Annotated in this window: 24 protein-coding genes; 3 read left to right on the top strand and 21 right to left on the bottom strand. The window is 70.7% G+C overall.

From position 1 onward, the window contains the following. Positions 1–3: 3 nt before the first annotated feature. From AB0395_RS05240 to AB0395_RS05310, 15 genes are all read right to left on the bottom strand, one after another. Positions 4–741, bottom strand: coding sequence for an ABC transporter permease (locus AB0395_RS05240; protein ID WP_366277256.1), 738 nt, complete (start codon positions 739–741; stop codon positions 4–6). Beyond that, complete coding sequence (locus AB0395_RS05245) at positions 738–1,622, bottom strand: ABC transporter ATP-binding protein (protein ID WP_366277257.1); 885 nt, start codon at positions 1,620–1,622, stop codon at positions 738–740. The genes AB0395_RS05240 and AB0395_RS05245 overlap by 4 nt, the downstream gene beginning before the upstream one ends. Before the next feature lie 141 nt (positions 1,623–1,763). After that, the gene (gene hisG, locus AB0395_RS05250; RefSeq protein ID WP_366277258.1) at positions 1,764–2,609 is read right to left on the bottom strand and encodes an ATP phosphoribosyltransferase; all 846 of its coding nucleotides are present in this window, start codon (positions 2,607–2,609) and stop codon (positions 1,764–1,766) included. 60 nt (positions 2,610–2,669) lie between these two features. After that, on the bottom strand, positions 2,670–2,933 hold the full coding sequence (locus AB0395_RS05255; protein WP_012892448.1) for a phosphoribosyl-ATP diphosphatase: 264 nt from the start codon (positions 2,931–2,933) through the stop codon (positions 2,670–2,672). Positions 2,934–3,207: 274 nt separating this feature from the next. Further along, complete coding sequence (locus tag AB0395_RS05260) at positions 3,208–4,947, bottom strand: DEAD/DEAH box helicase (RefSeq protein ID WP_366277259.1); 1,740 nt, start codon at positions 4,945–4,947, stop codon at positions 3,208–3,210. A gap of 370 nt (positions 4,948–5,317) precedes the next feature. After that, positions 5,318–5,683 (bottom strand): metal-sulfur cluster assembly factor, encoded by a 366-nt coding sequence (locus tag AB0395_RS05265; RefSeq protein ID WP_366277261.1) that lies wholly within the window; start codon positions 5,681–5,683, stop codon positions 5,318–5,320. Beyond that, complete coding sequence (gene sufU / locus AB0395_RS05270; RefSeq protein WP_366277263.1) at positions 5,680–6,117, bottom strand: Fe-S cluster assembly sulfur transfer protein SufU; 438 nt, start codon at positions 6,115–6,117, stop codon at positions 5,680–5,682. The genes AB0395_RS05265 and sufU overlap by 4 nt, the downstream gene beginning before the upstream one ends. A gap of 19 nt (positions 6,118–6,136) precedes the next feature. Next, positions 6,137–7,396, bottom strand: a complete 1,260-nt coding sequence (locus tag AB0395_RS05275; protein WP_366277265.1) for a cysteine desulfurase — start codon at positions 7,394–7,396, stop codon at positions 6,137–6,139. Beyond that, a complete protein-coding gene (gene sufC, locus AB0395_RS05280; RefSeq protein WP_366277339.1) occupies positions 7,396–8,127 on the bottom strand; it encodes a Fe-S cluster assembly ATPase SufC in 732 nt (243 codons plus the stop codon). The genes AB0395_RS05275 and sufC overlap by 1 nt, the downstream gene beginning before the upstream one ends. Before the next feature lie 44 nt (positions 8,128–8,171). Then, entirely contained in the window at positions 8,172–8,489 is a 318-nt protein-coding gene (locus AB0395_RS05285; RefSeq protein ID WP_366277267.1) for a non-heme iron oxygenase ferredoxin subunit, read from the bottom strand. Continuing rightward, a complete protein-coding gene (gene sufD / locus AB0395_RS05290; RefSeq protein ID WP_366277268.1) occupies positions 8,486–9,604 on the bottom strand; it encodes a Fe-S cluster assembly protein SufD in 1,119 nt (372 codons plus the stop codon). Before sufD ends, AB0395_RS05285 begins: the two co-directional genes overlap by 4 nt. Beyond that, entirely contained in the window at positions 9,604–11,016 is a 1,413-nt protein-coding gene (sufB, locus tag AB0395_RS05295) for a Fe-S cluster assembly protein SufB (protein ID WP_366277269.1), read from the bottom strand. The genes sufD and sufB overlap by 1 nt, the downstream gene beginning before the upstream one ends. Further along, a complete protein-coding gene (locus tag AB0395_RS05300) occupies positions 11,013–11,804 on the bottom strand; it encodes a helix-turn-helix domain-containing protein (RefSeq protein ID WP_366277341.1) in 792 nt (263 codons plus the stop codon). Before AB0395_RS05300 ends, sufB begins: the two co-directional genes overlap by 4 nt. Positions 11,805–11,909: 105 nt before the next feature. Continuing rightward, positions 11,910–13,151 carry a multidrug effflux MFS transporter gene (locus AB0395_RS05305; protein WP_366277271.1) on the bottom strand — a complete coding sequence of 414 codons (1,242 nt, stop codon included), beginning with the start codon at positions 13,149–13,151 and terminating at the stop codon, positions 11,910–11,912. 197 nt (positions 13,152–13,348) lie between these two features. Next, positions 13,349–13,537: a hypothetical protein gene (locus AB0395_RS05310; protein ID WP_366277272.1), complete on the bottom strand. Its 189-nt coding sequence runs from the start codon at positions 13,535–13,537 to the stop codon at positions 13,349–13,351. A gap of 32 nt (positions 13,538–13,569) precedes the next feature. On the opposite strand from AB0395_RS05310, the gene AB0395_RS05315 reads away from it, so the two are divergent. The 3 genes from AB0395_RS05315 (at position 13,570) to AB0395_RS05325 (ending at position 16,348) form a co-directional block, all read left to right on the top strand. Then, entirely contained in the window at positions 13,570–14,478 is a 909-nt protein-coding gene (locus AB0395_RS05315) for an ABC transporter ATP-binding protein (RefSeq protein WP_366277273.1), read from the top strand. 168 nt (positions 14,479–14,646) lie between these two features. Next, positions 14,647–15,363 (top strand): ABC transporter permease, encoded by a 717-nt coding sequence (locus AB0395_RS05320; protein WP_366277343.1) that lies wholly within the window; start codon positions 14,647–14,649, stop codon positions 15,361–15,363. Positions 15,364–15,418: 55 nt separating this feature from the next. Next, the gene (locus AB0395_RS05325) at positions 15,419–16,348 is read left to right on the top strand and encodes an EamA family transporter (RefSeq protein WP_366277274.1); all 930 of its coding nucleotides are present in this window, start codon (positions 15,419–15,421) and stop codon (positions 16,346–16,348) included. A 5-nt stretch (positions 16,349–16,353) separates the two neighbouring features. On the opposite strand, the gene AB0395_RS05330 is transcribed toward AB0395_RS05325, so the two are convergent. From AB0395_RS05330 to AB0395_RS05355, 6 genes are all read right to left on the bottom strand, one after another. Then, positions 16,354–17,034 (bottom strand): GntR family transcriptional regulator, encoded by a 681-nt coding sequence (locus tag AB0395_RS05330; RefSeq protein ID WP_366277276.1) that lies wholly within the window; start codon positions 17,032–17,034, stop codon positions 16,354–16,356. Between the two features lie 450 nt (positions 17,035–17,484). After that, entirely contained in the window at positions 17,485–18,486 is a 1,002-nt protein-coding gene (locus tag AB0395_RS05335; protein ID WP_366277278.1) for a proline racemase family protein, read from the bottom strand. A 47-nt stretch (positions 18,487–18,533) separates the two neighbouring features. Then, on the bottom strand, positions 18,534–19,430 hold the full coding sequence (locus AB0395_RS05340) for a dihydrodipicolinate synthase family protein (protein WP_366277279.1): 897 nt from the start codon (positions 19,428–19,430) through the stop codon (positions 18,534–18,536). A gap of 9 nt (positions 19,431–19,439) precedes the next feature. Beyond that, positions 19,440–20,837: an NAD(P)/FAD-dependent oxidoreductase gene (locus AB0395_RS05345; RefSeq protein WP_366277280.1), complete on the bottom strand. Its 1,398-nt coding sequence runs from the start codon at positions 20,835–20,837 to the stop codon at positions 19,440–19,442. After that, positions 20,834–21,187: a (2Fe-2S)-binding protein gene (locus AB0395_RS05350; RefSeq protein WP_366277281.1), complete on the bottom strand. Its 354-nt coding sequence runs from the start codon at positions 21,185–21,187 to the stop codon at positions 20,834–20,836. Before AB0395_RS05350 ends, AB0395_RS05345 begins: the two co-directional genes overlap by 4 nt. Next, positions 21,184–22,368, bottom strand: a complete 1,185-nt coding sequence (locus AB0395_RS05355) for an FAD-binding oxidoreductase (RefSeq protein ID WP_366277282.1) — start codon at positions 22,366–22,368, stop codon at positions 21,184–21,186. The genes AB0395_RS05350 and AB0395_RS05355 overlap by 4 nt, the downstream gene beginning before the upstream one ends. Positions 22,369–22,473 lie beyond the last annotated feature (105 nt).

Genomic DNA, 22,473 nt, shown 5'->3' on the forward strand with positions numbered 1-22,473 from the left:
GTCTCATGCGCGCGCTGTCGCCCTGCGGTAGGCCAGCACGGCGGCGGTTCCGAGCGCCACGGCCCAGGCCAGGATCGTCACCACGTCCTGCGGCGGCGGCGTCGTGCCCGCGACGAGGTTCCAGCCGATGTCGACGTAGGAGTAGGAGGGCAGCACATGCGCGATGCTCCTCATGGTCTCGGGCATGCTGTCCAGAGGAAACCACAGACCCCCCAGGATCGCCAGCCCGAACATGCCGATCATCGCGATCGGCTGGGCGGTGTCGGGGGGCACCAGCGAGCCGACGGCCAGGCCGAGCGCGGCGAACGGCACGGTGCCGATCCACATGGACAGGGCCAGCGAGAACCACTGGCCCGGCGACAGTGAGACGCCCTGGGTGACGATCCCGCACAGGAAGACCAGCAGCAAGGCGGGCAGCACCAGCAGCAACGCGGCGACCAACTTGGTCAGGATGATCGACCGGTTCGACAGCGGGGTGATCTGCAGCTGGCGGAGCCAGCCGGACTCCCGCTCCTGCGCCCACGGGACGGCGGTGCTCATGATGGAGGCCGCCAGCGCGCCGTACGCGCCCATGGACACCATCAGGAAGACAGTGGCCTTGACTCCGCTCGCGTTCGTCTGACTGCCCCAGACGTTGGAGAAGAGCAGGTAGAAGACCACCGGGAAGGCCACGACGAAGATGATGTAGCGCTTGTTGCGCAGCATTCTCAAGGCTTCGATCCTGAGGTAGCTCGGCATCATGACTCCCGGGTGAGGGCGAGGAAGGCGTCTTCGAGGTCGGCTCCGGCGATCCTGAGGTCGCGGATCTCCAGCGAGGTGCCCCGATAGAGGGCGGCGACGGTGGCGTCGAGGTCGGCGGTGCGGAGCGTCGCAGTGCCCGCAGAGACCTCGACCGCGGAAACACCGGGCAGCGCGTCCAGCCCGGCCGCGGGCTGCCCGTCGAGAGTGAAGCGGACGGTGTGGCCGCCGACCCCCGCCTTGATCTGCGCGGCGGTGCCGTCCGCCACGATCCGGCCCCTGGCGACCACGATCACCCGGTCGGAGTTCTCGTCGGCCTCCTCCAGGTAGTGGGTGGCGAACAGGACCGTACGGCCCCCCGCCGCGTAGTCGCGCATGCCGGTCCAGAATCGCTGTCGTGACTCCACGTCCATGGCCGCGGTCGGCTCGTCCAGCACCAGCAGCCTGGGAGCGCCCGCGATGGCCAGGGCGAACCTGACCCGCTGGCTCTGCCCGCCGGACAGCTTGTCGGCGCGGCGCTTCACCAGGTCGGTGAGGTCGGCCATCTTCAGGATCTCGTCCAGGTCGAGCGGTTCCGGATAGAGCCTGCGCACGAAGTCGACGAGTTCCTTGACGGTGAGCTCCGGGATGAGCGCGCCGCTCTGCAGCATGGCCCCGATCTCACCCCTGGCGACCGCCTCTTCGGGAAGGCGCCCGAAGACCTCGATCCGGCCCCCGCTCGGACGGATCAGGCCGAGCAGCATGTTGATCGACGTGGATTTTCCCGCCCCGTTGGGGCCGAGGAGCGCGACGGTCCTGCCCGCTTCCACGGTGAGGTTCAGGCCGTCGACGGCGAGCACGTTCCCGTAGCTCTTGCTCACGTCGGTGAAGGCGATGGCGTTCATGCACGCAACGCTAGAAGCGCGGCGCCCGGACCGTCAGTGTCGACGATCCGGGCTTGGCGGTGACATTTGTCAGACGGGCCACCCCGCGCGACCCGGGGGAGAGCACACCGGCGTGAACGCGCGGGGAGGCGGGCCTTGCGCTCAGACGCGGCAGGCGAAGATGGCGGTGACCAGAATGGCCTTCGCGCCGATCTCCCAGAGCTGGTCCATCACCTGCTGGTGCCCCTTGCGCGGCACCATGGCGCGGACCGCGACCCAGCCCTCCCGGTGCAGCGGGGAGACGGTGGGGCCCTCCATGCCCGGGGTCAGGGCGATGGCCTCCTCGATCCGCTCAGCCCTGATGTCGTAGTCCATCATCACGTAGTCGCGCGCCATCAGCACACCCTGCAGGCGGCGGACCAGCTGCTGCACTCCCGGGGTCTTCTCGGCGCCGATCCGCTTGATCAGCACGCCCTCCGAGTGGGCGATCGGCTCGCCGAAGACCTCGAGGCCGATGTTGCGCAGCGTGGTGCCGGTCTCCACGACGTCGGCGACGGCATCGGCGACCCCTAGCCTGATGGCGGTCTCCACGGCGCCGTCCAGCTTGATCACCCGGGCCTCGACGCCTTGCTCGGCGAGGTAGGAGTCCAGCAGCCCTGCGTAGGAGGTTGCGACGCGCTTGCCCTTGAGGTCCGTGACCGCGGCGAAGTCGCCCGGGTTGGCCGCGAAGCGGAAGGTGGACCTGCCGAAGCCGAGCGGCATGATCTCCTCGACCTGCGCGCCGGAGTCGTGAAGCATGTCACGCCCGGTGATGCCGGCGTCGAGGGTGCCCTCTCCGACGTAGACGGCGATGTCCTTCGGGCGCAGGAAGAACAGCTCGCAGGAGTTCTCCGGGTCAACGACCACGAGTTCCTTGCTGTCCTTGCGGGGACGGTATCCGGCTTCCTTGAGGATGGTCTGGGCTGCCTCTGTGAGAGCGCCCTTGTTGGGAACGGCGAGACGGAGCATGGCGTGGGGCTTCCTTAAACGGGTCGGCGGTCTGCGGGAGCTCGAGCCGGGCGCACCGGCTCACAGATGCTTGTAGACCTCGTCCAGCCCGATCCCTTTCGCGATCATGAGGACCTGCACGTGGTAGAGCAGCTGGGAGATCTCCTCGGCGGCCCGCTCGTTCGACTCGTGCTCGGCCGCCATCCAGCTCTCCGCGGCCTCCTCGACGACCTTCTTGCCGATGGCATGAACCCCGGCGTCCAGCGCGGCCACGGTTCCAGAACCCTCTGGCCGGGTGCGCGCCTTGTCCGACAGCTCGGCGTACAGCTCTTCGAAGGTCTTCATGGTCTCTCTCGGCGTCGTGGGATGTCCTTGCCAAGCCTAACGGGCCCGCGGACCACCGGGGATGCGCGTCCACGCTCTGGACACGGATCTGGCCCTGACCTGGCCCTGACCGGGGGCGGGACCGGGCCGGGCGGGCTCTGACGGGCCGCTCTCCGCCTCCCGGACACGCTGGGGCACACCAGGCACGACCGGTCCGGGAAAGGCTGAGAGGGCCGGTACGGCGCGCCGTACCGGCCCTCTCGGGGTTCTGCCGCGCTACCGGAGCGCGGGACAATCAGCGGCCGTAGTGGCCACCGCGCTGGCCACGGCCCTCGGAACGGCCGCCCGCGCGGAACTCCCCACCGCGGAAGCCGCCCTGGCGCTCGCCGCGGAACGGCTCACGACGCTCGCCGCCGCGGAAGGCCTCACGGTCGCCCGCGGGACGCTCCGCGCGGAAGCCGCCGCCACCGCTCGCGGGACGCTCAGAGCGGAAGGGACGGTCGCCGCGGAACGGCTCCCTGCGCTCGCCGCCGCGGTAGCCGCCGCCGGTGCCGCGCCCTTCGGGGCGGCCGTCAAAGCGGCGCTCGGGACGCTCGGAACGGTACTGGCCGCGGACGTCGCCGGTGCCGCGCTCGGGACGCTCGCCGCCTCGGGCGGCGTCACCGGCGGAACGCTCACGCGGCTGGTAGCCCTCGCCGTGCCCGGGACGGTCGCGGAAGCGACGCGGGCCACGGCCACCACCGCCACCGCCGCTGAAACCGCCACGCCGCTCACGCTGCTTGGCGGCGGGAGCCGAGGGCTCCCAGACCGGGATCGGCTCGCCGCTGGGCTGACGCGCCCCCGCGACCTCCTCGAGGCGCGGGTGGCCCGGGGTCGCCTTGAGGCGGAAGGGCTTGATGCCCGCGCGGCGGGTCATCGCGTCGGTCGAGCGGCGCTCGTTGGGGAGCACCAGCGTCATGACGGTGCCCTTCTCCCCCGCGCGCGCGGTACGGCCACCGCGGTGCAGGTAGCTCTTGTGGTCCTGCGGCGGGTCGACGTGCAGCACGAGGCTGATGTTGTCGACGTGGATGCCGCGGGCCGCGACGTCCGTGCAGACCAGGACGTTGATCTCGCCTTCCTTGAACTCGGCGAGGATGCGGGTCCGCTGGTTCTGGCGCTTGCCGCCGTGCAGGCCACCTGCCTTGACACCGACCTGGGCGAGCTGCTTGCACAGGCGGTCGACCCCGTGCTGGGTGCGCACGAAGATGATGGTGCGGCCCTCACGGTTGGCGATCTCGGCGGTCACCGGGAACTTGTCGTCCCGGTGGACCTCCAGCACGTGGTGCTCCATGGTGTCGACCGAGGAGGCCGCGGGAGCCATCGAGTGGGTGATCGGGTCGGTGAGGAAGCGCCGCACCAGCTTGTCCACGTCACCGTCGAGGGTCGCGGAGAACAGCAGGCGCTGGCTGTCGGCGGGCGTCTGCTGCAGGATCGCGCTGACGACCGGGAAGAAGCCCAGGTCGCACATGTGGTCGGCCTCGTCGAGGATGGTCACCTGAACCTCGTCCAGGGTGCACTCACCCTGCTGGATCAGGTCGGTGAGCCGGCCGGGCGTGGCGACGACGACCTCGACGCCGCGGCGCAGCGCCTCGATCTGACGGCCCATGGACATGCCGCCGACGACGGTCTTCATCCGCAGCGACAGGCCACGGCCCAGCGGCTCGAGCGCGTCGGTGACCTGCATGGCCAGCTCACGGGTCGGCACCAGGACGACGGCGAGGGGGTGGCCGGGGCGGGCCTTGCCGCCGGCGATGCGGGCCATCATGGGCAGGCCGAAAGCGAGCGTCTTGCCCGAGCCGGTCTGGCCGCGGCCGAGAACGTCGTTGCCCGCGAGGATGTCGGGGATGGTGGCGCGCTGGATGGGGAAGGGGCTGTCGATGCCCTGGCGGGAAAGCCCGTTCACCAGAGGCTTGGGCAGGCCGAGAAGGGTGAACTCGGACACGCCGGAGGGAGCCTCAGAGATGTCGGTGATTTCGGGCAGGACAGCGTCAAGCATGGTCACGAAGATTCGTGCCTTTCGATAGAAGAACGGGGCACGTCACTTCTGCGAAAGGACGAGCCTGGAACGCGCGGCCTGAGGCCGCGCTCGATCAACGCCCACTGTGGGGGCGGTGGTGCGGTGCAAGTCGAGGCGCACCGCACGGGGCGGGTGAAGCTTACCCGCACGCAGTCAAACCACGATCAAGCATACCCGGCGTTCGCAGTGCCGAGTTCGGTCGGGGCGTCCAGCATTGAGGCAGACGCTTGTCCGTCGGTGGAGACAACGCTCCACACCGGGCTTTTCTTCCCGGCACCGGGCATTCTCTCACACATTCCGGTACGGCCCGCACCCAACGGGGTGCGGGCCGTACCGAAACAACAGGGGATCAGACGTTGAACCCGAGCATGCGCAGCTGCTCACGCCCCTCATCGGTGATCTTGTCCGGGCCCCACGGCGGGAGCCAGACCCAGTTGATCTTCACGTCGGAGACCATGCCGTCCAGCGCGGAGTGCGCCTGGTCCTCGATGACGTCGGTCAGCGGGCAGGCCGCACTGGTCAGCGTCATGTCGATGGTGGCGATCGGCGGGGCCCCCGCCTCCGCGTCGTCCAGGTTGACCCCGTAGATCAGCCCAAGGTCGACGACATTGATGCCGAGCTCGGGGTCGACCACGTCCTTGAGAGCCTCCATGACCTCGTCCAGGGTCGTCTCCCCGTCATAGGCCGTGGTCGGCGTCTCAACAGGCTTGCTCATTTCGTACTCCTCACGACCGCGTCCTTGTAGGCCATCCAGGCGAGGAGCGCGCACTTCACCCTGGCCGGGAACTTGGCGACCCCCGCGAAGGCGACCGCGTCGCCGAGGACGTCCTCGTCCGCCTCGACCTGGCCCCTGCTCTGCATGAGCCGGGTGAACTCCTCGACGACGGCGAGGGTCTCCTCGACCGTCGAACCGGTGGTCAGCTCGTACAGCACCGAGGCCGCCGCCTGGCTGATCGAGCAGCCCTGGCCGTCGTAGGACACATCCTCGACCTTGCCGCCGTCGCCCAGTTTCACGCGCATGGTGATCTCGTCACCGCACGTCGGGTTCACATGGTGGACCTCGGAGTCGTACGGGTCTCGCAGACCTCGCCCCTGGGGATGCTTGTAGTGCTCCAGGATCAGCTCCTGGTACATGGACTCGGCGATCATCTGGGCTGCTCCGGCATGGCTAGGCGAACACCTTCTGCACGTGGTGGAGGCCGCGGACCAAGGCGTCGATCTCGGCCGGGGTGTTGTAAAGATAGAAGGACGCCCGCGTGGTCGCGGGAATCCCGAACCTCAGGTGCAGCGGGCGGGCGCAGTGGTGCCCCACCCGCACGGCCACCCCGAAGTTGTCATCGAGGATCTGCCCGACGTCGTGCGGGTGAATCCCCTCCAGGGTGAAAGAGATCGTCCCGCCGCGCTCGTCGAGGCTCTCGGGGCCGATCACCCGCAGCCCCCTGATCTCCCGCAGGGCGTCGAGCGCGTAGCTGGTGAGCTCGCGCTCGTGCTGGGCGATGGCCTCCATGCCGATCCCGGACAGGTAGTCGACCGCCGCGCCGAGACCGATGGCCTCGACGATGGGCGGGGTGCCCGCCTCGAACTTGTGCGGCGCGGGCGCGTAGGTCGAGTGGTCCATCCAGACCGCCTCGATCATCTCCCCGCCCCCCAGGAACGGGGGCATGGCCTCCAGCAGCTCGCCCCGGGCCCACAGCACGCCGATCCCGGAGGGGCCGACGACCTTGTGCCCGGTGAAGGCCACGAAGTCGACGCCGAGCGCGGCGACGTCAACCGGCCTGTGGGGCACGGACTGCGAACCGTCGAGCATCGTCAGCGCGCCCACCTCCCGGGCCCTGGCAAGCACCTGGGCGACCGGGTTGACCGTGCCGAGCACGTTGGACTGGTGCGCGATCGAGACGATCTTCGTGCGCTCGGTGACGAGTTCCTCGAGGTTGGACAGGTCGAGACGTCCCTCGTCGGTGACGGAGAACCACTTCAGCGTGACGCCGGTTCGCTGCGCGAGCAGCTGCCAGGGCACGATGTTGGAGTGGTGCTCCATCTCGGAGATGACGACCTCGTCACCGGGCTCGATCCGGAACCTGGGGTCGTCGTTCGACGGGTTGCCGAAGGCGTAGGCGACCAGGTTGAGCGCCTCTGAGGCGTTCTTGGTGAAGACGATCTCGTCACGGCTCGGCGCGCCGATGAAGGCGGCGACCTTGTCACGGGCGCTCTCGTAGGCCTCGGTCGACTCGGAGCCCAGCACGTGCATGGCACGGCCGACGTTGGCGTAGTGCGCCGACAGGTGCTCCCGCATGACCTCGATGACCTGCGTGGGCTTCTGCGCGGAGTTGCCCGAGTCGAGGTAGACCAGCGGCCTGCCGCCGGGCAGCTCGCGGGAAAGGACCGGGAAGTCCTTCCTGATCCTCTCCACGTCAAAGCCGTTGTTCATCAGGCGGAGGCCTTCGTGTAGGACTCGTAACCTTCGGCTTCCAGCTTGTCGGCCAGCTCGGGGCCGCCCTGCTCGACGATCCGGCCGGCCGCGAAGACGTGGACGAAGTCCGGCTTCACGTAGCGCAGGATGCGGGTGTAGTGGGTGATGAGCAGCACGCCGGTCTCGCCGGAGGAGCGGAAGCGGTTGATGCCCTCGGAGACCACCCGCAGCGCGTCGACGTCGAGGCCCGAGTCGGTCTCGTCGAGGACGGCGATCTTCGGCTTGAGCAGTTCGAGCTGGAGGATCTCGTGGCGCTTCTTCTCGCCACCGGAGAAGCCCTCGTTGAGGTTGCGCTGGGCGAAGGCGGCGTCGATGGACAGCGCGTCCATTCCGGCCTTCAGGTCCTTGGCGAACTCACGGAGCTTGGGCGCCTCGCCGCGAACGGAGGTGACCGCCGAGCGCAGGAAGTTGGAGACGCTGACGCCGGGAACCTCGACGGGGTACTGCATGGCGAGGAAAAGGCCGGCGCGGGCGCGCTCGTCGACCGACATGTCCAGCAGGTCGGCGCCGTCCAGCAGGACCTGCCCCCCGGTGACGGTGTACTTCGGGTGACCCGCGATCGCGTAGGCGAGCGTGGACTTGCCGGAGCCGTTCGGGCCCATGATGGCGTGGGTCTCGCCGGCCCTCACGGTGAGGTTGACCCCGCGCAGGATCTCCTTGTCCTCGACCGCGACCTGCAGGTCACGGATCTCAAGGGTGGAACCCGGGCGGACTCGGCTCGAATCAGACACTGTTACGACTCCTTCGAGAGCGAGACGAGGACGTCATCGCCGTCGATCTTGACTTGGTAGACGGGGACGGGCTTGGTCGCGGGCGGCCCCGTGGGCTTGCCCGAGCGCAGGTCGAAACACGAGCCGTGCAGCCAGCACTCCAGGCTGCCGTCGTAGACCTCGCCCTCGCTGAGCTTGACCTCGGCGTGGGAGCACACGTCGTGCAGGGCGTAGACCTCGGCACCCCTGCGGACCAGGGCCACCGGCGTTTCCTCGACCTCGACGCCGATCACACCGTCGTCGGGGATGTCGGCGAGCTTGCAGACTTTCTCGAACGTCACTTCTCAAGCTCCGCCTCGACCTTGGCGAACACCCGCTCGCGCAGCTCATCCAGCTCGATCTTCTCCAGGAGCTGCGCGAAGAAGCCCCTGATGACCAGGCGGCGGGCGTCCTCGAAGGGGATGCCACGGGCCTGGAGGTAGAAGATGTGCTCGTCGTCCAGACGCCCCGAGGCGCTGGCGTGGCCCGCTCCCGCGACCTCCCCGGTGAGGATCTCCAGGTTGGGCACCGAGTCGGCGCGCGCGCCGTCGGTGAGCAGGAGGTTCCGGTTGAGCTCGTAGGTGTCGGTGCCCTCGGCCTCGACCCGGATGATGACGTCGCCGATCCACACGGCGTGCGCATCCTCGCCCTGCAGCGCGCCCTTGTAGGTGACGTTGCTCCTGCAGTTGGGCGTCGAGTGGTCGACCAGCAGGCGGTGCTCCAGGTGCTGGCCAGCGTCCACGAAGTACAGGCCGGTCAGGTCGGCGTCTCCGCCGGGGCCCTCGTAGGAGACCGAGGGCGACAGCCGTACCAGGTCTCCGCCCAGGGTGACCACGAAGCTGCGGAAGGTCGCGTCCTTGCCGAGCAGGGCGTGGTGGTGGGAGACGTGCACGGCGTCGTCGGCCCAGTCCTGCAGGCTGACGACCTTGAGCGTCGCCCCCTCGCCCACGACGAACTCGACGTTGTCGGCGTAGACGGCGCTGCCCTGGTGGTCCAGGACGACGACGGCCTCGGCCATGGCCTCGAGCTTGACCAGGGTGTGGCCGTAGGCCGCGCCCTCGCCGGAGCCGGTCACGGTGATCACGGTCGGCTTGGAGGCGACCGCCTCGCGCGGGACCGTGACGACGGTGGCCTTCTCGAAGGCGGCGTAGGCCTGGGCGCTGACCCGGTCGGCGGGCACATAGGCCCTGCCGAGCCGCTGGTCGTCGCGGCCGACCGTCTCCACGGTGACCTCGGGGGCGGCGTCGACGCCGACCACGACGCCACCCGAGGCGGCGGCGCCGGTGTGCAGGCCCTTCAGGCGCGACAGCGGGGTGAAGCGCCACTCCTCCTCACGGCCCGTCGGGACCGGGAAGTCCGCGACGTCGTAGGAGGTCTTGTCGTGGAGGGTCGACAGGGGTTTGGTTTCGAGACCCATCAGCCGACGGCTCCTTCCATCTGCAGCTCGATCAGGCGGTTCAGCTCAAGGGCGTACTCCATCGGCAGCTCGCGCGCGATCGGCTCGACGAAGCCGCGCACGATCATCGCCATGGCCTCGTCCTCGTTCAGGCCGCGGCTCATGAGGTAGAAGAGCTGGTCGTCGGAGACCTTGGAGACCGTCGCCTCGTGTCCCATGGAGACGTCGTCCTCGCGCACGTCCACATACGGGTAGGTGTCGGAGCGGCTGATCTGGTCGACCAGCAGCGCGTCACACTTGACGGTGCTGGCGCTGCCGTGCGCGCCCTCCTCGATCTGGACCAGACCGCGGTAGGAGGTACGGCCGCCGCCGCGGGCGACGGACTTGGAGATCACGGTCGAGCTGGTGTTCGGCGCGAGGTGGACCATCTTGGCCCCGGCGTCCTGGTGCTGGCCCTCGCCCGCGAAGGCGACGCTCAGCGTCTCGCCCTTGGCGTGCTCGCCCATCAGGTAGACGGCGGGGTACTTCATCGTGACCTTGGAGCCGATGTTGCCGTCGATCCACTCCATGGTCGCGCCCTCGTAGGCCACGGCGCGCTTGGTGACCAGGTTGTAGACGTTGTTCGACCAGTTCTGGATGGTCGTGTAACGGCAGCGGGCGCCCTTCTTCACGATGATCTCGACGACCGCGCTGTGCAGCGAGTCGGAGGAGTAGATCGGCGCGGTGCAGCCCTCGACGTAGTGGACATAGGAGTTCTCGTCCACGATGATCAGGGTCCGCTCGAACTGCCCCATGTTCTCGGTGTTGATCCGGAAGTAGGCCTGGAGCGGGATCTCGACGTTGACGTTCGGCGGCACGTAGATGAAGCTTCCGCCGCTCCAGGTGGCCGTGTTCAGCGCGGCGAACTTGTTGTCGCCGACCGGGATCACGGTGCCGAAGTACTCCTTGAAGAGCTCCTCGTGCTCCTTGAGCGCGGTGTCGGTGTCGACGAAGACGACGCCCTTCTCCTCAAGGTCCTCACGGATCTTGTGGTAGACGACCTCGGATTCGTACTGGGCGGCGACACCGGCGATCAGGCGCTGCTTCTCCGCCTCGGGGATGCCGAGCTTGTCATAGGTGTTCTTGATGTCCTCGGGGAGCTCCTCCCAGGAAGCGGCCTGCTTCTCGGTGGAGCGCACGAAGTACTTGATGTTGTCGAAGTCGATTCCGCTGAGGTCGGAGCCCCAGTTCGGCATGGGCTTCCTGCCGAACAGACGCAGGCCCTTCAGGCGAAGGTCGAGCATCCACTCCGGCTCGTTCTTGAGCGCGGAGATGTTACGGACGACCTCCTCGGACAGGCCGCGGCGGGCCGCAGCTCCTGCAATATCGGAGTCGGCCCAGCCGAACTTGTAATTTCCGAGGCCTTCCAGCTCCGGGCGGTCGGTGACAGTCACCTTCCGGTCTCCTTGCTCGTTTCGTCGATCGCTTCATGGGTTGCCGAGGGCGATGCCCCGGGTGCCTGCTGTGGCGCCTGCCGCGCCGTCGCACCGGGCTCGGCCGCCCCCCTGCGGGGACTCACGTGGGTGGTGCACACCCCGTCGCCGTGAGCGATGGTCGCCAGCCTCTGCACCGGGGTGCCGAGGATCTGCGCGAACGCCTCCGTCTCGGCCTCGCAGAGCTGCGGGAACTCCGCGGCCACGTGCGCCACCGGGCAGTGGTGCTGGCACAGCTGCTCCCCGCCGAGGCTCGCCTTGCTCGCCGAGGCCGCGTAGCCGTCGGCGGAGAGGGCCTCGGCCAGGACGCGCACCCGCTGGTCCGCGGGGACCTCGCGCATCTCGTGCCGCAGACGCCCGACGAGGCCGGAGACCTGCGACCTGGCGAACTCGGCCACGGCCTGCTCGCCGACCCGCTCCGCCAGGAAGCGCAGCGCGCTTCCGGCGAGCCCGTCATAGGCGTGCTCGAAGGCGCTGCGGCCCGCGTCCGTTATGGCGAACAGCTTCGCCGGTCGTCCCCGTCCGCGCTGGCCACGAGGGCGAGCCGTACGGGGCTCGATCATCCCGTCGGCGAGCAGCGCGTCCAGATGGCGGCGGACGGCGGCGGGGGTCAGCCCGAGCCGCTCGCCGAGGGCGGGGGCGGTGATCGGTCCGTGCTCCAGGATGAGCCGGGCGACACGCGCACGCGTGCTGCGCTCGGCGGACACACCGGAGAGCCGCGCGGGGGCGGTCTCCTCTGTGCCAGACATCTCGGTCACGTATTTCACAACATCAGTGTGCCCTAATTGCTTCCCCGCTTACAAACCGTTGCCCGGCTTGCGGAGAATGCGATTTATCACGCAGGTAAGCCTTACCTAACCTGCGAAAACGTCATCTGACACTCTGTGCAGGCTCGCGAACACGACAAGGGATCCCAGGGTGAGCCCGGCCAGAACGAGGGCCATCGGCAGGGCGGAGCTCTGGCCGCCCAGGCCGACCAGCGGGGCCGCGATCGCGCCGATCACGAACTGCAGCACGCCCGCCAGGGCGGCGGCGCTGCCCGCGATCTGCTGGGGCTGGCCCGCGAGGGCCAGCGCGCCCGCGCTCGGCAGGGCCAGGCCCAGGCCGCACAGCATCACGAGCAGCGCGGCGACGAGCGCCGCGAGAGACAGGTGGGCAAACGCGACGACGGCCAGCGCCAGCGCCCCGGCGACCGAGAGGGACAGCCCGGCGAAGACGAGCCGCGCCGGAGGCGTCCCGCGCCCGGTGAGACGGCCGCCGATCTGCGAGACGAGGGTCATGCCGATCGCGTTCAGGCCGAACACCAGCGAGAACGTCTGCGGCGAGGCGCCGTACACGTCCTGGAGCACGAACGGCGAGCCCGAGATGTAGGCGAACATGGCGCCGAAGCCCAGGCCGCCGGCCAGCGAGCTGGCCATGAAGGACCGGTGGCGCAGCAGGCGCCCGAAGGTGACCAGAGTGTGCCCGAGGCCTCCCCTCTCGCGCCGGTCCGCCGGGAGCGTCTCACCGACGGTGGGCAGCGCGGCGGCGAGCAGCAGCAGCCCGGCCACGCTCAGCGAGACGAACACCCCGCGCCAGGAGGTGTGGGCGAGCAACTGGGCGCCCGCGATCGGGGCCAGGACCGGAGCCAGGCCGCTGACGAGCATGAGGACGGCGAAGATGCGGGCGATGGCCGCGCCCTCGTAGAGATCCCTGACGACCGCGCGGACGATCACCAGCGCGGCGCCGCCCGCGATCCCCTGCAGCAGGCGGAACCCGACAAGCCCGTAGACCGAGGGAGAGAAGGCGCACAGCAGCGAGGCGACGGCGTATCCGGCGATCCCGGCCAGCAGCGGCCCCCGCCGCCCGCGCACGTCGCTGAGGGGGCCCGCGACGACCTGACCGACGGACAGGCCGATGAGGCAGGCGGTCAGGGTGAGCTGCACCTGGGCCTGACCGGTGCCCATCTCCGCCGCGATGGCAGGCAGGGCGGGCAGGTACATGTCAATCGAGAGCGGGCCGATCGCGGACAGAGCGCCCAGGACGAGCAGCAGCAGCCTCCTGCGCCGTACGGCCGGCGCAGCCTCAACCTCAACCTCGGCGACCGCCGCGGTCATATCCGATCCCCCTCATCCCTCACGGGCCATGACAGCCCTTGGGGGCCAGGGGTTCCCAACTCGGATTAGGTTGACCTAATTCCCAGATATGGAAAATTTCCACAAAGGGGATTTACCATCCGCGGGAATCCCCGGTGGAGGCGGCCGGCCTGGGCGGCGCGGCCCATGTGGGGACCTCTGACCGGGCCCGCCCCTTCTCACCTCCGCGTGCCCTCTCCCCCGATCACCCCGATCACCCCGAAGACCGCGAACTGCGGATCCGCGAGCACCGCCCTGGTCCCCTTCGGCGTCGGCGACGGCGGCACGAGCACGGAGCCGCCCAGGTCCCCGACCTCGGGACACGCCCGCCGGGAACGGCGGGGTCCCCGGCGCAGGTCCGGCATCATGACCGGCGGGCGGAGTCCCTAAACTCGTGGCCATGGAATCCCCAGCCGTCGAGATCAGGGATCTGGTCAAGAGATACGGCCGAACGACCGCGATCGACGGCCTCACACTGAGCGCCGCCCGCGGCGCGGTGACCGCGATCCTCGGCCCGAACGGCGCGGGCAAGACCTCGACCATCGAGATCTGCGAGGGGTTCCGCAGGGCGGACGGCGGCACGGTGAAGGTGCTCGGGCTCGATCCGTCCAGGCCCGAGCTCCGTGCCAGGGTCGGGGTGATGCTCCAGGCGGGAGGCGTGCCCCCCGCGGCGCGCTGCGGGGAGTGGCTGCGCCTGATGTCCCGTTTCCATGCCTCCTCGCTCGACCCCGCCGCGCTGCTCGAACGGCTCGGCCTGACCGAGCACGCCCGCACGCCCTACCGCAGGATGTCGGGCGGCCAGCAGCAGCGCGTCTCGCTGGCCGCGGCCGTCATCGGCCGCCCCGAGCTGGTCTTCCTCGACGAGCCGACCGCGGGACTCGACCCCCAGGCGCGGCACGCGTGCTGGGAGCTGGTCGGCGACCTGCGCTCCGCCGGGGTCTCGGTCGTGCTCACCACCCACCACATGGACGAGGCGGAGAAGCTCTCGGACCGGGTCGTGATCATCGACCACGGCAGGGTCGTGGCCGAGGGCACGCCCGCGTCGCTCACCGGGGCCGAGCGGCAGCTGCGCTTCCGCGCCCGCCCCGGGCTCGCCCTGGACGAGCTGCTCACCGCGCTGCCCGCGGGCAGCGCGGCCAAGGAGTCACCCTCTGGGCACTACATCATCGAGGGGCAGGTCGTGCCCGAGCTGCTGGCGACCGTGACGACCTGGTGCGCCGCGGAGGGCGTCACCGCGGACGACCTGAGCATCGAGCGCCGCACCCTGGAGGACGTCTTCTTGGAGCTGACGGGCCGTGAGCTCCGATGACCCCCGTGAGTCTCCGTGAGTCTCTCCGGCCGGCGGGCCGCGGGCTCCGATGACCCCTCCCGAGCACTTCCCCGGGCGGGCCGAGCGCGGCCCGGGCCAGATCCGCAGGAGAGCGCATTGACAACGCTGGACCTCACCCCGGCCCCCGGTGCCGCGCCGCTGCACCGGATGGTGCTGGCGCAGACCGGGGCGGAGATCCGGGCGACGCTCCGCAACGGTGAGCAGCTCCTGCTGACGCTGATCATCCCGGTGCTGCTGCTCGTCGGGTTCTCCGCGGCGCCGCTGGTGAACGTCGGCGGTGGCTCCAGGGTGAACTTCATCACCCCGGGCGTGCTCGCGCTGGCCGTGATGTCGACGGCCTTCACCGGGCAGGCCATCGCGACCGGCTTCGAGCGCAGGTACGGCGTGCTGAAGCGGCTGGGCGCGACCCCGCTGTCGAGAACCGGGCTGATGCTGGCCAAGACGCTCGCGGTAATCGCCGTCGAGGTCCTCCAGGTCATCGTCATCTGCGGCGTGGCCACCGCTCTCGGCTGGCGTCCCTCGGGCTCTCCCGCCGTCGCGCTCCTGCTGGTCCTGCTGGGCACCGCCGCGTTCAGCGGGCTCGGACTGCTGATGGCGGGCACCCTGCGCGCCGAAGCGACGCTCGCCGGGGCCAACCTGGTCTACCTGGTCCTGCTCGGCTGCGGCGGGGTGGTCTTCCCGCTGTCCGTCTTCCCCGACGCGGTCGAGCCCGTGCTGCGGCTGCTGCCGATCACCGCGCTGACCGGCGGGCTCCGCTCGGTCCTGAGCGACGGCGCCGGGCTGCCCCTCGGGGCGGTGCTCGTCCTGGCCGCGTGGGCCGCACTCACCCTCGGTCTCGCATCCCGGACATTCCGCTGGGAATGACCCTCCCACTAGGTAAGGTGTGAACGCCCGTGTGATTCATGACGCGAGGAGTTCCATGACCGCCGAAGCCCTGCATGGGCCCGCTGAGCCGTACAAGCCTGGCCTGCCCCGCCCGGGAGCGCTGCTGCGGGTCGCATCCGACGCCGTCCCACCCTCTGGGCTGGTGCTGCTGGCGATCCTGTCCGTGCAGGTGGGCGCGGGCTTCGCCAAGGACCTGTTCGCCCAGCTGCCGCCGAGCGCGGTTGTCTTCCTGCGGATCGCGACGGGCGCGCTGGTCATGAGCGTGATCGCGAGGCCCAGGTTGAGGGGGCTGACCCGTGCCGACGTCGGGGTCGGCATCGCGTTCGGTGTGACGCTGGGTGTGATGAACCTGTCGTTCTACCAGGCGCTGGCCCAGCTCCCCATGGGCATCGCGGTCGCGATCGAGTTCCTCGGCCCGCTCGGGGTCGCGGTCGCCGCCTCACACCGCCGCCTTGACCTGCTGTGGGTCGCCCTCGCGGGCTCCGGCGTCGCGTTGCTGGCCCCATGGGGGACGGCGGCCTCCAGGATCAGCTGGGCCGGGATCGGGTTCGCCCTGATCGCGGCGGTCTGCTGGGCGGTCTACATCCTGCTTGCCTCCGCCGCCGGGCGTCGTTTCCCCGGCGCGACGGGCCTGTCCTTCGCGATGATCGTCTCGTTCCTGCTGGTCGCCCCCGTCGGGGTGGCGGCCGGCGGCGCCGACCTGCTCCGTCCCGAGCTGCTGCTGATCGGGCTCGGGGTCGGCCTGCTGTCCTCGGTGATCCCCTACTCGATCGAGCTGGAGGCGCTGCGCAGGATGCCGAAGCGGGTGTTCGGCATCCTGATGAGCCTGGAGCCCGCGGTGGCCGCGATGGTCGGGCTGCTGGTGCTGGGCGAGGTGCTCGAGGTACGCGAGTGGGCGGCCATCGGCTGCGTGGTCGTCGCCAGCGTTGGGGCGACCCGTACCTCCCGGGAGAGGCGGGACTGAGCCGCCTACTCGGGCCTGCTCGCCCAGATGCCCCTGACGTGCTGGATGTGGTCGTGCATCAGCCGCTCAGAACCCACGGTGTCTCCCGCGGACAGCAGATCGAGCAACAGGAGGTGCTCGCGGGCCGACTCGATCAGGGTGCCCCGGGCAGACAAGGCGGACAGGCCGTAGAGGCGGGCGCGCTTGCGCAGGTCGCGCACCACGTCGACGAGGTGCGCGTTGCCCGCGAGCGTCAGGAGCTCGACGTGGAAGCGGATGTCGGCGTCCACGTAGGCGAGCAGGTCGCCGCGCTCGGCGGCGCCGACGATCTCCTGCGCCACGGGGCGGAGCACCTCGAAGCTCTCCGCCCGGCTCGCGTCGGCCAGCCGCGCGACCGTGGGCACCTCGATGAGCCTGCGGATCTCGGTGAGCTCGTCCAGGTCGCGCTCGGACAGCTCGGTGACCCTGAAGCCCTTGTTTCGCACCGCCTCGACCAGGCCCTCCTTGGCCAGGTCGAGCATCGCCTCGCGCACCGGGGTCGCGGAGACCCCGAACTGGGCGGCCAGCACCGGCGCCGAGTAGACGACACCGGGACGCATCTCACCGGTGATCAGAGCGGCCCTGAGCGCGTGGGCGACCTGCTCGCGCAGGCTCTGCCGCTCGCCCACGGGCGGCAGGTCGAGCCGGTCCTCCGCGGAAGGAACCATTCCAGCGCCTCTCATCTCGCACTCGTCCACGCCTCGTGGGCGGCCGGCCGCCGCCACGAGGTCCTGCCACGCCGTGCCAATGCTCTCGGACATCCGGGTCCCGGCCGTGAGGCAGAGAACCGGCGACTGGCTCACCGAGGTTTCCCGGCCAGATGACCAGTGGTGATCGTACCGTTCCGCGGGGAGATGATCGGATCCCTCACCTCGGCGAGGAGGGCGCGCTGTGGAACTCGACGACCGCGGCGGCCGTGCCACCGGATCATCGTCGGTCTCCCGGGAACCCGGCTCGGGGAAGCCGGCCGCGACCAAGGTAGCGTCGTCGCGGGCCAGCCTACCCCCGAACAGGGGAATTTCAGCGGTGCTGCGGCAGGCGACGGGAACGTCGGGGCCGGCCCCCGCAACCGCGTCCACGCCCCGCTCGCGGGCCGCCTCGCCGGCCGATCGCAGGAGTCACAGAAGGAAACCCTCGGGGAAGGGATCGCTGGGGTCGAGGAAGTACTGGGCGGTTCCGGTGATCCATGCCCTGCCGGTGATCGTCGGGACCACCGCGGGCAGATCCGCGACGGTCGTCTCGCCGACGAGCCTGCCGACGAAGCGGGTGCCGATGAACGACTCGTTCACGAAGTCGGTGTCCAGGGGCAACTCGCCCCTGGCGTGAAGCTGGGCCATCCTGGCGCTGGTCCCCGTGCCGCACGGCGAGCGGTCGAACCAGCCGGGGTGGATGGCCATCGCGTGCCGCGAGTGGTGGGCGTCCGAACCGGGGGCGGTGAACTGCACGTGGTGGCAGCCCCTGATCGCGGGGTCGAGCGGGTGGACCGGCTCGTCCTGATCGTTGATCGCCTCCATGATCGCCAGGCCCGCGTCGAGGATGCGCTGGCCGTGTGAGCGGTCGAACGGCAGGCCGACGGACTCGATCGGCAGGATCGCGTAGTGGTTGCCGCCGTAGGCCAGGTCGTAGACGACCTCGCCGAGCCCCGCGACCTCGACCACTCGGCCGAGACCGAGGCTGAAGGAGGGCACGTTGGTGATGGTGACCGCGACGGCGGCGCCGTCCTCGACCTGCACCTCGGCGACGACCAGCCCCGCGGGGGTGTCGAGGCGGATGACGGTCATCGGCTCGACGACCTCGACCATCCCCGTCTCCACCAGGACCGTGGCGACGCCGATGGTGCCGTGACCGCACATCGGCAGGCAGCCGGAGACCTCGATGTAGAGCACCCCGAAGTCGGCGTCGGGGCGGGTCGGTGGCTGCAGGATCGCCCCGCTCATCGCCGAGTGGCCACGCGGCTCGTACATGAGCAGGGTCCTGACGTGGTCCATCCCGGCCATGAAGCGCAGGCGGCGCTCGGCCATGGTCGCGCCGGGGATGACGCCGACTCCCCCGGTGATCACGCGGGTCGGCATGCCCTCGGTGTGGGAGTCCACCGCGTGGAAAACCCGTTTCGTCCTCATCGATTCTCCTCAGGGGGTGAACTTCCGCACCGGACCGCGGCGGACGGCTACCCCAGCCCCTCGGCCAGGACCTTCTCCGTCGCGGCGCGTACCGCGGCCTCCTCCTCGGGGACCAGCGGCAGCCTCGGCGGGCGGCACGGGCCGCCCCCGCGCCCGGCCAGGTCCATGGAGAGCTTGATGGCCTGCACGAACACGCTTCTGGAGTCCCAACGGAGGAGCGGGTGCAACGCACGGTAGAGCGGGAGCGCGACGGCCAGGTCCCCGGCGACGGCCGCCCGGTACAGGGCGACGCAGGAGCGGGGCAGCGCGTTGGGGTATCCGGCCACCCAGCCGACCGCGCCCGCGACGGCGAGTTCGAGCAGCACGTCGTCGGCCCCCGCCAGCAGGTCGAGGCCGGGGGCGAGCTCGGCGATCCGGTAGGCCCTGCGGACGTCGCCGCTGAACTCCTTGACCGCCACGACCAGGCCCTCCGCGTACAGCCTCGCCAGCAGTTCCGGGGTGAGGTCGACCCTGGTGTCGAAGGGGTTGTTGTAGGCCACGATCGGCAGGCCCGCCCTCGCCACCTCGCGGTAGTGCTCGACCACGGTCCGCTCGTCGGCCCGGTAGGCGTTCGGCGGAAGCAGCATCACCGCCGGGCATCCGGCGTCGCGGGCCTGCTCGGCCCAGCGGCGGGCCTCCAGCGCGCCGTAGGCGGCCACCCCCGGTATGACCCGGTCGCCGCCGACGGCCGCGACCGCGGTCTCCACGACCCTGGCCCTCTCCTCGTCACTCAGCGTCTGGTACTCACCCAGCGACCCGTTCGGCACCACGCCGTCGCAGCCGCGGTCCACCAGCCACCGGCAGTGCTCGGCGTAGTCGTCCAGGTCGACGGAGAGGTCCGCCTTCAGGGGCAGTGCGGTGGCCGTCATCACGCCGTGCCAGGGTTTCACCCGGGTCGTCGTCATCGCGGTCGGTCATCCTTCCTTCGGGGGGTCGGTCAGGGCCGCCAGGGTGCCGAGCCGTATCGGCTGGGCGATCGGGCGGCGGGGCGCGGCGGGATCCTCGCCGGCGAGGCAGGCGACGGCGTGGGCGCACATCCGGCCCTGGCACCAGCCCATGCCGGGGCGGGCCAGCAGTTTCACGGCGCGGGCGTCACTCGCGCCCAGTTCCCGCGCCTTGCGTACGGCCGACAGCGGCACCTCCTCGCATCGGCAGATCAGCGTGTCCCCGCGAAGCCACCGCTGCCAGCCCGGCCGTATCGGGTAGGCCTCGAGCAGCGCCCGTGCGAAGGCGCCGAGGCGACCCGCGCGCCGCGAGAGGGCGGGCAGAGGCGGGACGCGGCGGCCGAGGTCGGCGGCCGCGGCACGGCCCGCGATCCGCCCCTCCGCCTCGGCCAGAACCGCCCCGCCGACGCCGGTCGTCTCCCCCGCCGCGTAGACGCCGGGCACGCTGGTGCGCATGCCCGCGTCGACGGCCACGACGGGGGTGCCGTCCAGGTCGCGGCGCGTCCGGCAGCCGAGTTGCACGGGGAGTTCGAGCTGGGGGACGAACCCGTACCCGTAGGCGAGGGTGTCGCACTCGACGGTCCTGGTGGCGAGGGGCCGCCAGTCCGCGTCCAGCTTCGCCACCGTGACGTGGGTCAGGGCGTCGCCGCCGTGTGCCTCGACCACCGCGTGGCGGCCCCGGTAGGGCACCCGGTGCCTGGCCAGGCGCGCGCCGTACCCGAGGGCTTCGGCGGCTCTGCCTGCGGCGAGCAACGGGTGCCTGGCGAGCCCGAAGCGGCTGTTGGCCTCGTAGACGCCGCGCACGTCCGCGCCCGCCGCCGCGAGGCCCGCGGCGACCGGCAGCAGGAAGGGCCCGGTCCCGGCGACCACGACCCGGTGTCCCGCGACGACGAGGTCGCCCTTGAGCAGGGCCTGCGCCCCGCCCGCTGTGAGCACGCCCGGCAGGTCCCAGCCGGGGAACGGCAACGGCCTGTCGTGAGCGCCCGTGGCGATCAGCAGTCCGCGCGCGACGACCGTGCGGGGCCGCTCATCGCGGTCCCCCTCAACACACCGGACGACCAGTGCCCCGTCACCCGGCCCGCTCGCCTGCCCTCCTGCGCGTTCGACCGCCCAGACCCGGTGGCCGAGCAGCACGGTCGCGCGCTCGACGAGCGCCTCCCACTGCCGGAGGAACCTGTCGAGGCCGTGGTGAAGCACCGCCTGCCCGTCGGCGCCGAACCCCCGCGGCAAGTGGCGGAAATACTGGCCGCCCGGCCTGGTGGCCGCGTCGATCAGCACGACGTCCAGCCCGGCCAGGCAGGCGCTGAGCGCGCCCGCGACCCCCGCGGGGCCCGCGCCGATGACGGCGAGGTCGCATTCCGCCCTCACGCGCCGCTCCCCTCGTCCTGCAGCTCTCCCGTCGCGCGTACGGCCCCGCCGGTGCTCACCCGGTCTCCCGGCCGCGCCTCGGTCAGGCAGGCCCGCAGGGACGGGCTGTCGTTGACCGTGACCAGGCAGTCGAAGCAGACGCCGATGCCGCAGAACAGCCCGCGCGGGCGTCCGCCGACCCGGGTCGTGCGCCATGAGCGGACGCCCGCGCCGTACAGGGCGGCGCCGATGCTCTGCCCCGGGACCACGGGAACGGCGACGCCGTCCACGCTGATCTCGAACTCCGGCTCGGGGGCGGCCCGCACGAGATCGTACGGCCGTCTCCCTCGTGCCTCTCCCCTGGGCCTCATCGGCGCTCCTCCGTGTTCTTGAACATGTCCTTGAACATGTCCTTGGACACGTCCTTGAAGCGTTCCGGGCGGAAAGGGCGCAGGTCCAGGTCGGGGCCCGCGCCGGTCAGGATCTGGGCGATCAGGTGACCGGTCGCGGGAGCCAGGCCGACGCCCGCGCCCTCGTGACCGCAGGCGTGGTGGAGGCCGGGAGCCCTGGGGTCTTCCCCGATCACCGGCAGATGGTCGGGACAGTAGGGCCTGAACCCGCAGTAGGCCCGGATCACCCTGCGCTCCGCCAGCACGGGGAACAACGCGACGGCCTGGCGGGCGAGACGCTCGAGCACCGGGACCGACGTCGTGCGGTCGAAGCCGACCCGCTCGCGGCTCGCACCGATGAGCACGGGCCCGGAAGGGGTCGCCTCGACGACCGCGGACGTCTCAAGGCCCTCCGAGTCGCTGGCCACGTTGGTGACGTAGGCCGCGGTGTAGACCTTGTGCCTGACCAACTGCTCCCTGATCGGCTCTGTGACCAACACGAAGCCGCGCCTGGGCAGGATCGGCAGGCATACCCCGGCCAGTGCGGCGATCTCGCCGCCCCAGGTGCCCGCGGCGTTGACGACGGCTCCCGCGAGGATCTCCCCATGGTCGGTCGTGACGCCGGTCACCCGGTCGCCATCGCGGAGGAAACCGGTGACGGTGACGCCGGTGCGCAACATCAGGGCGCCGCGGCCGAACCGCTCCGCGCCCAGCCGGATCAGTCTGGCCGCCGCCAGCATCGGCTGGACCTGGGCGTCCTGCGGGTAGAACACGCCTCCGGCCAGGCCGTCCGCCAGGTGGGGCTCATAGCCCGCCAGCTCGCTCCCGGCGACGGCGGTGTGCTCGACTCCCTGCCTGGTCGCCAGGCCGGTGAGGGCCTCGAGCGCCTCCGCGCTCTCCGCGACCACCAGGCCGCCTTTTGGCTCGAACTCGAAGCCGTCGTGCCTCGCCAGGTCGCGCCAGAGGGTGCCGGAGAGCACGGCCAGGTCGAGCTCGGGCCCCGGCTCCTTGTCGGAGACCAGGACGTTGCCCTCTCCCGCGCCGGTCGTGCCGCCCGCGACGGGTCCCCGGTCGACGACGACCGTGTCCAGCCCCGCGCGCGCCGCGTAGTAGGCGCAGGCGGCCCCGACGGCCCCCGCCCCGATTACCACGACGTCCGGCATGACTCACCCGCTCCCGCAGCTCGGCACGCCAGTAATATGTCACATACTTTAAAGGAGATCAATCGGCCGCCGCCCCGTTCCTCCAGTTCAGCCGATCCGTACCCC

This window comes from Streptosporangium sp. NPDC051023 (genome assembly GCF_040689595.1).
In the GTDB taxonomy this organism is placed as follows: Bacteria; Actinomycetota; Actinomycetes; order Streptosporangiales; family Streptosporangiaceae; genus Streptosporangium.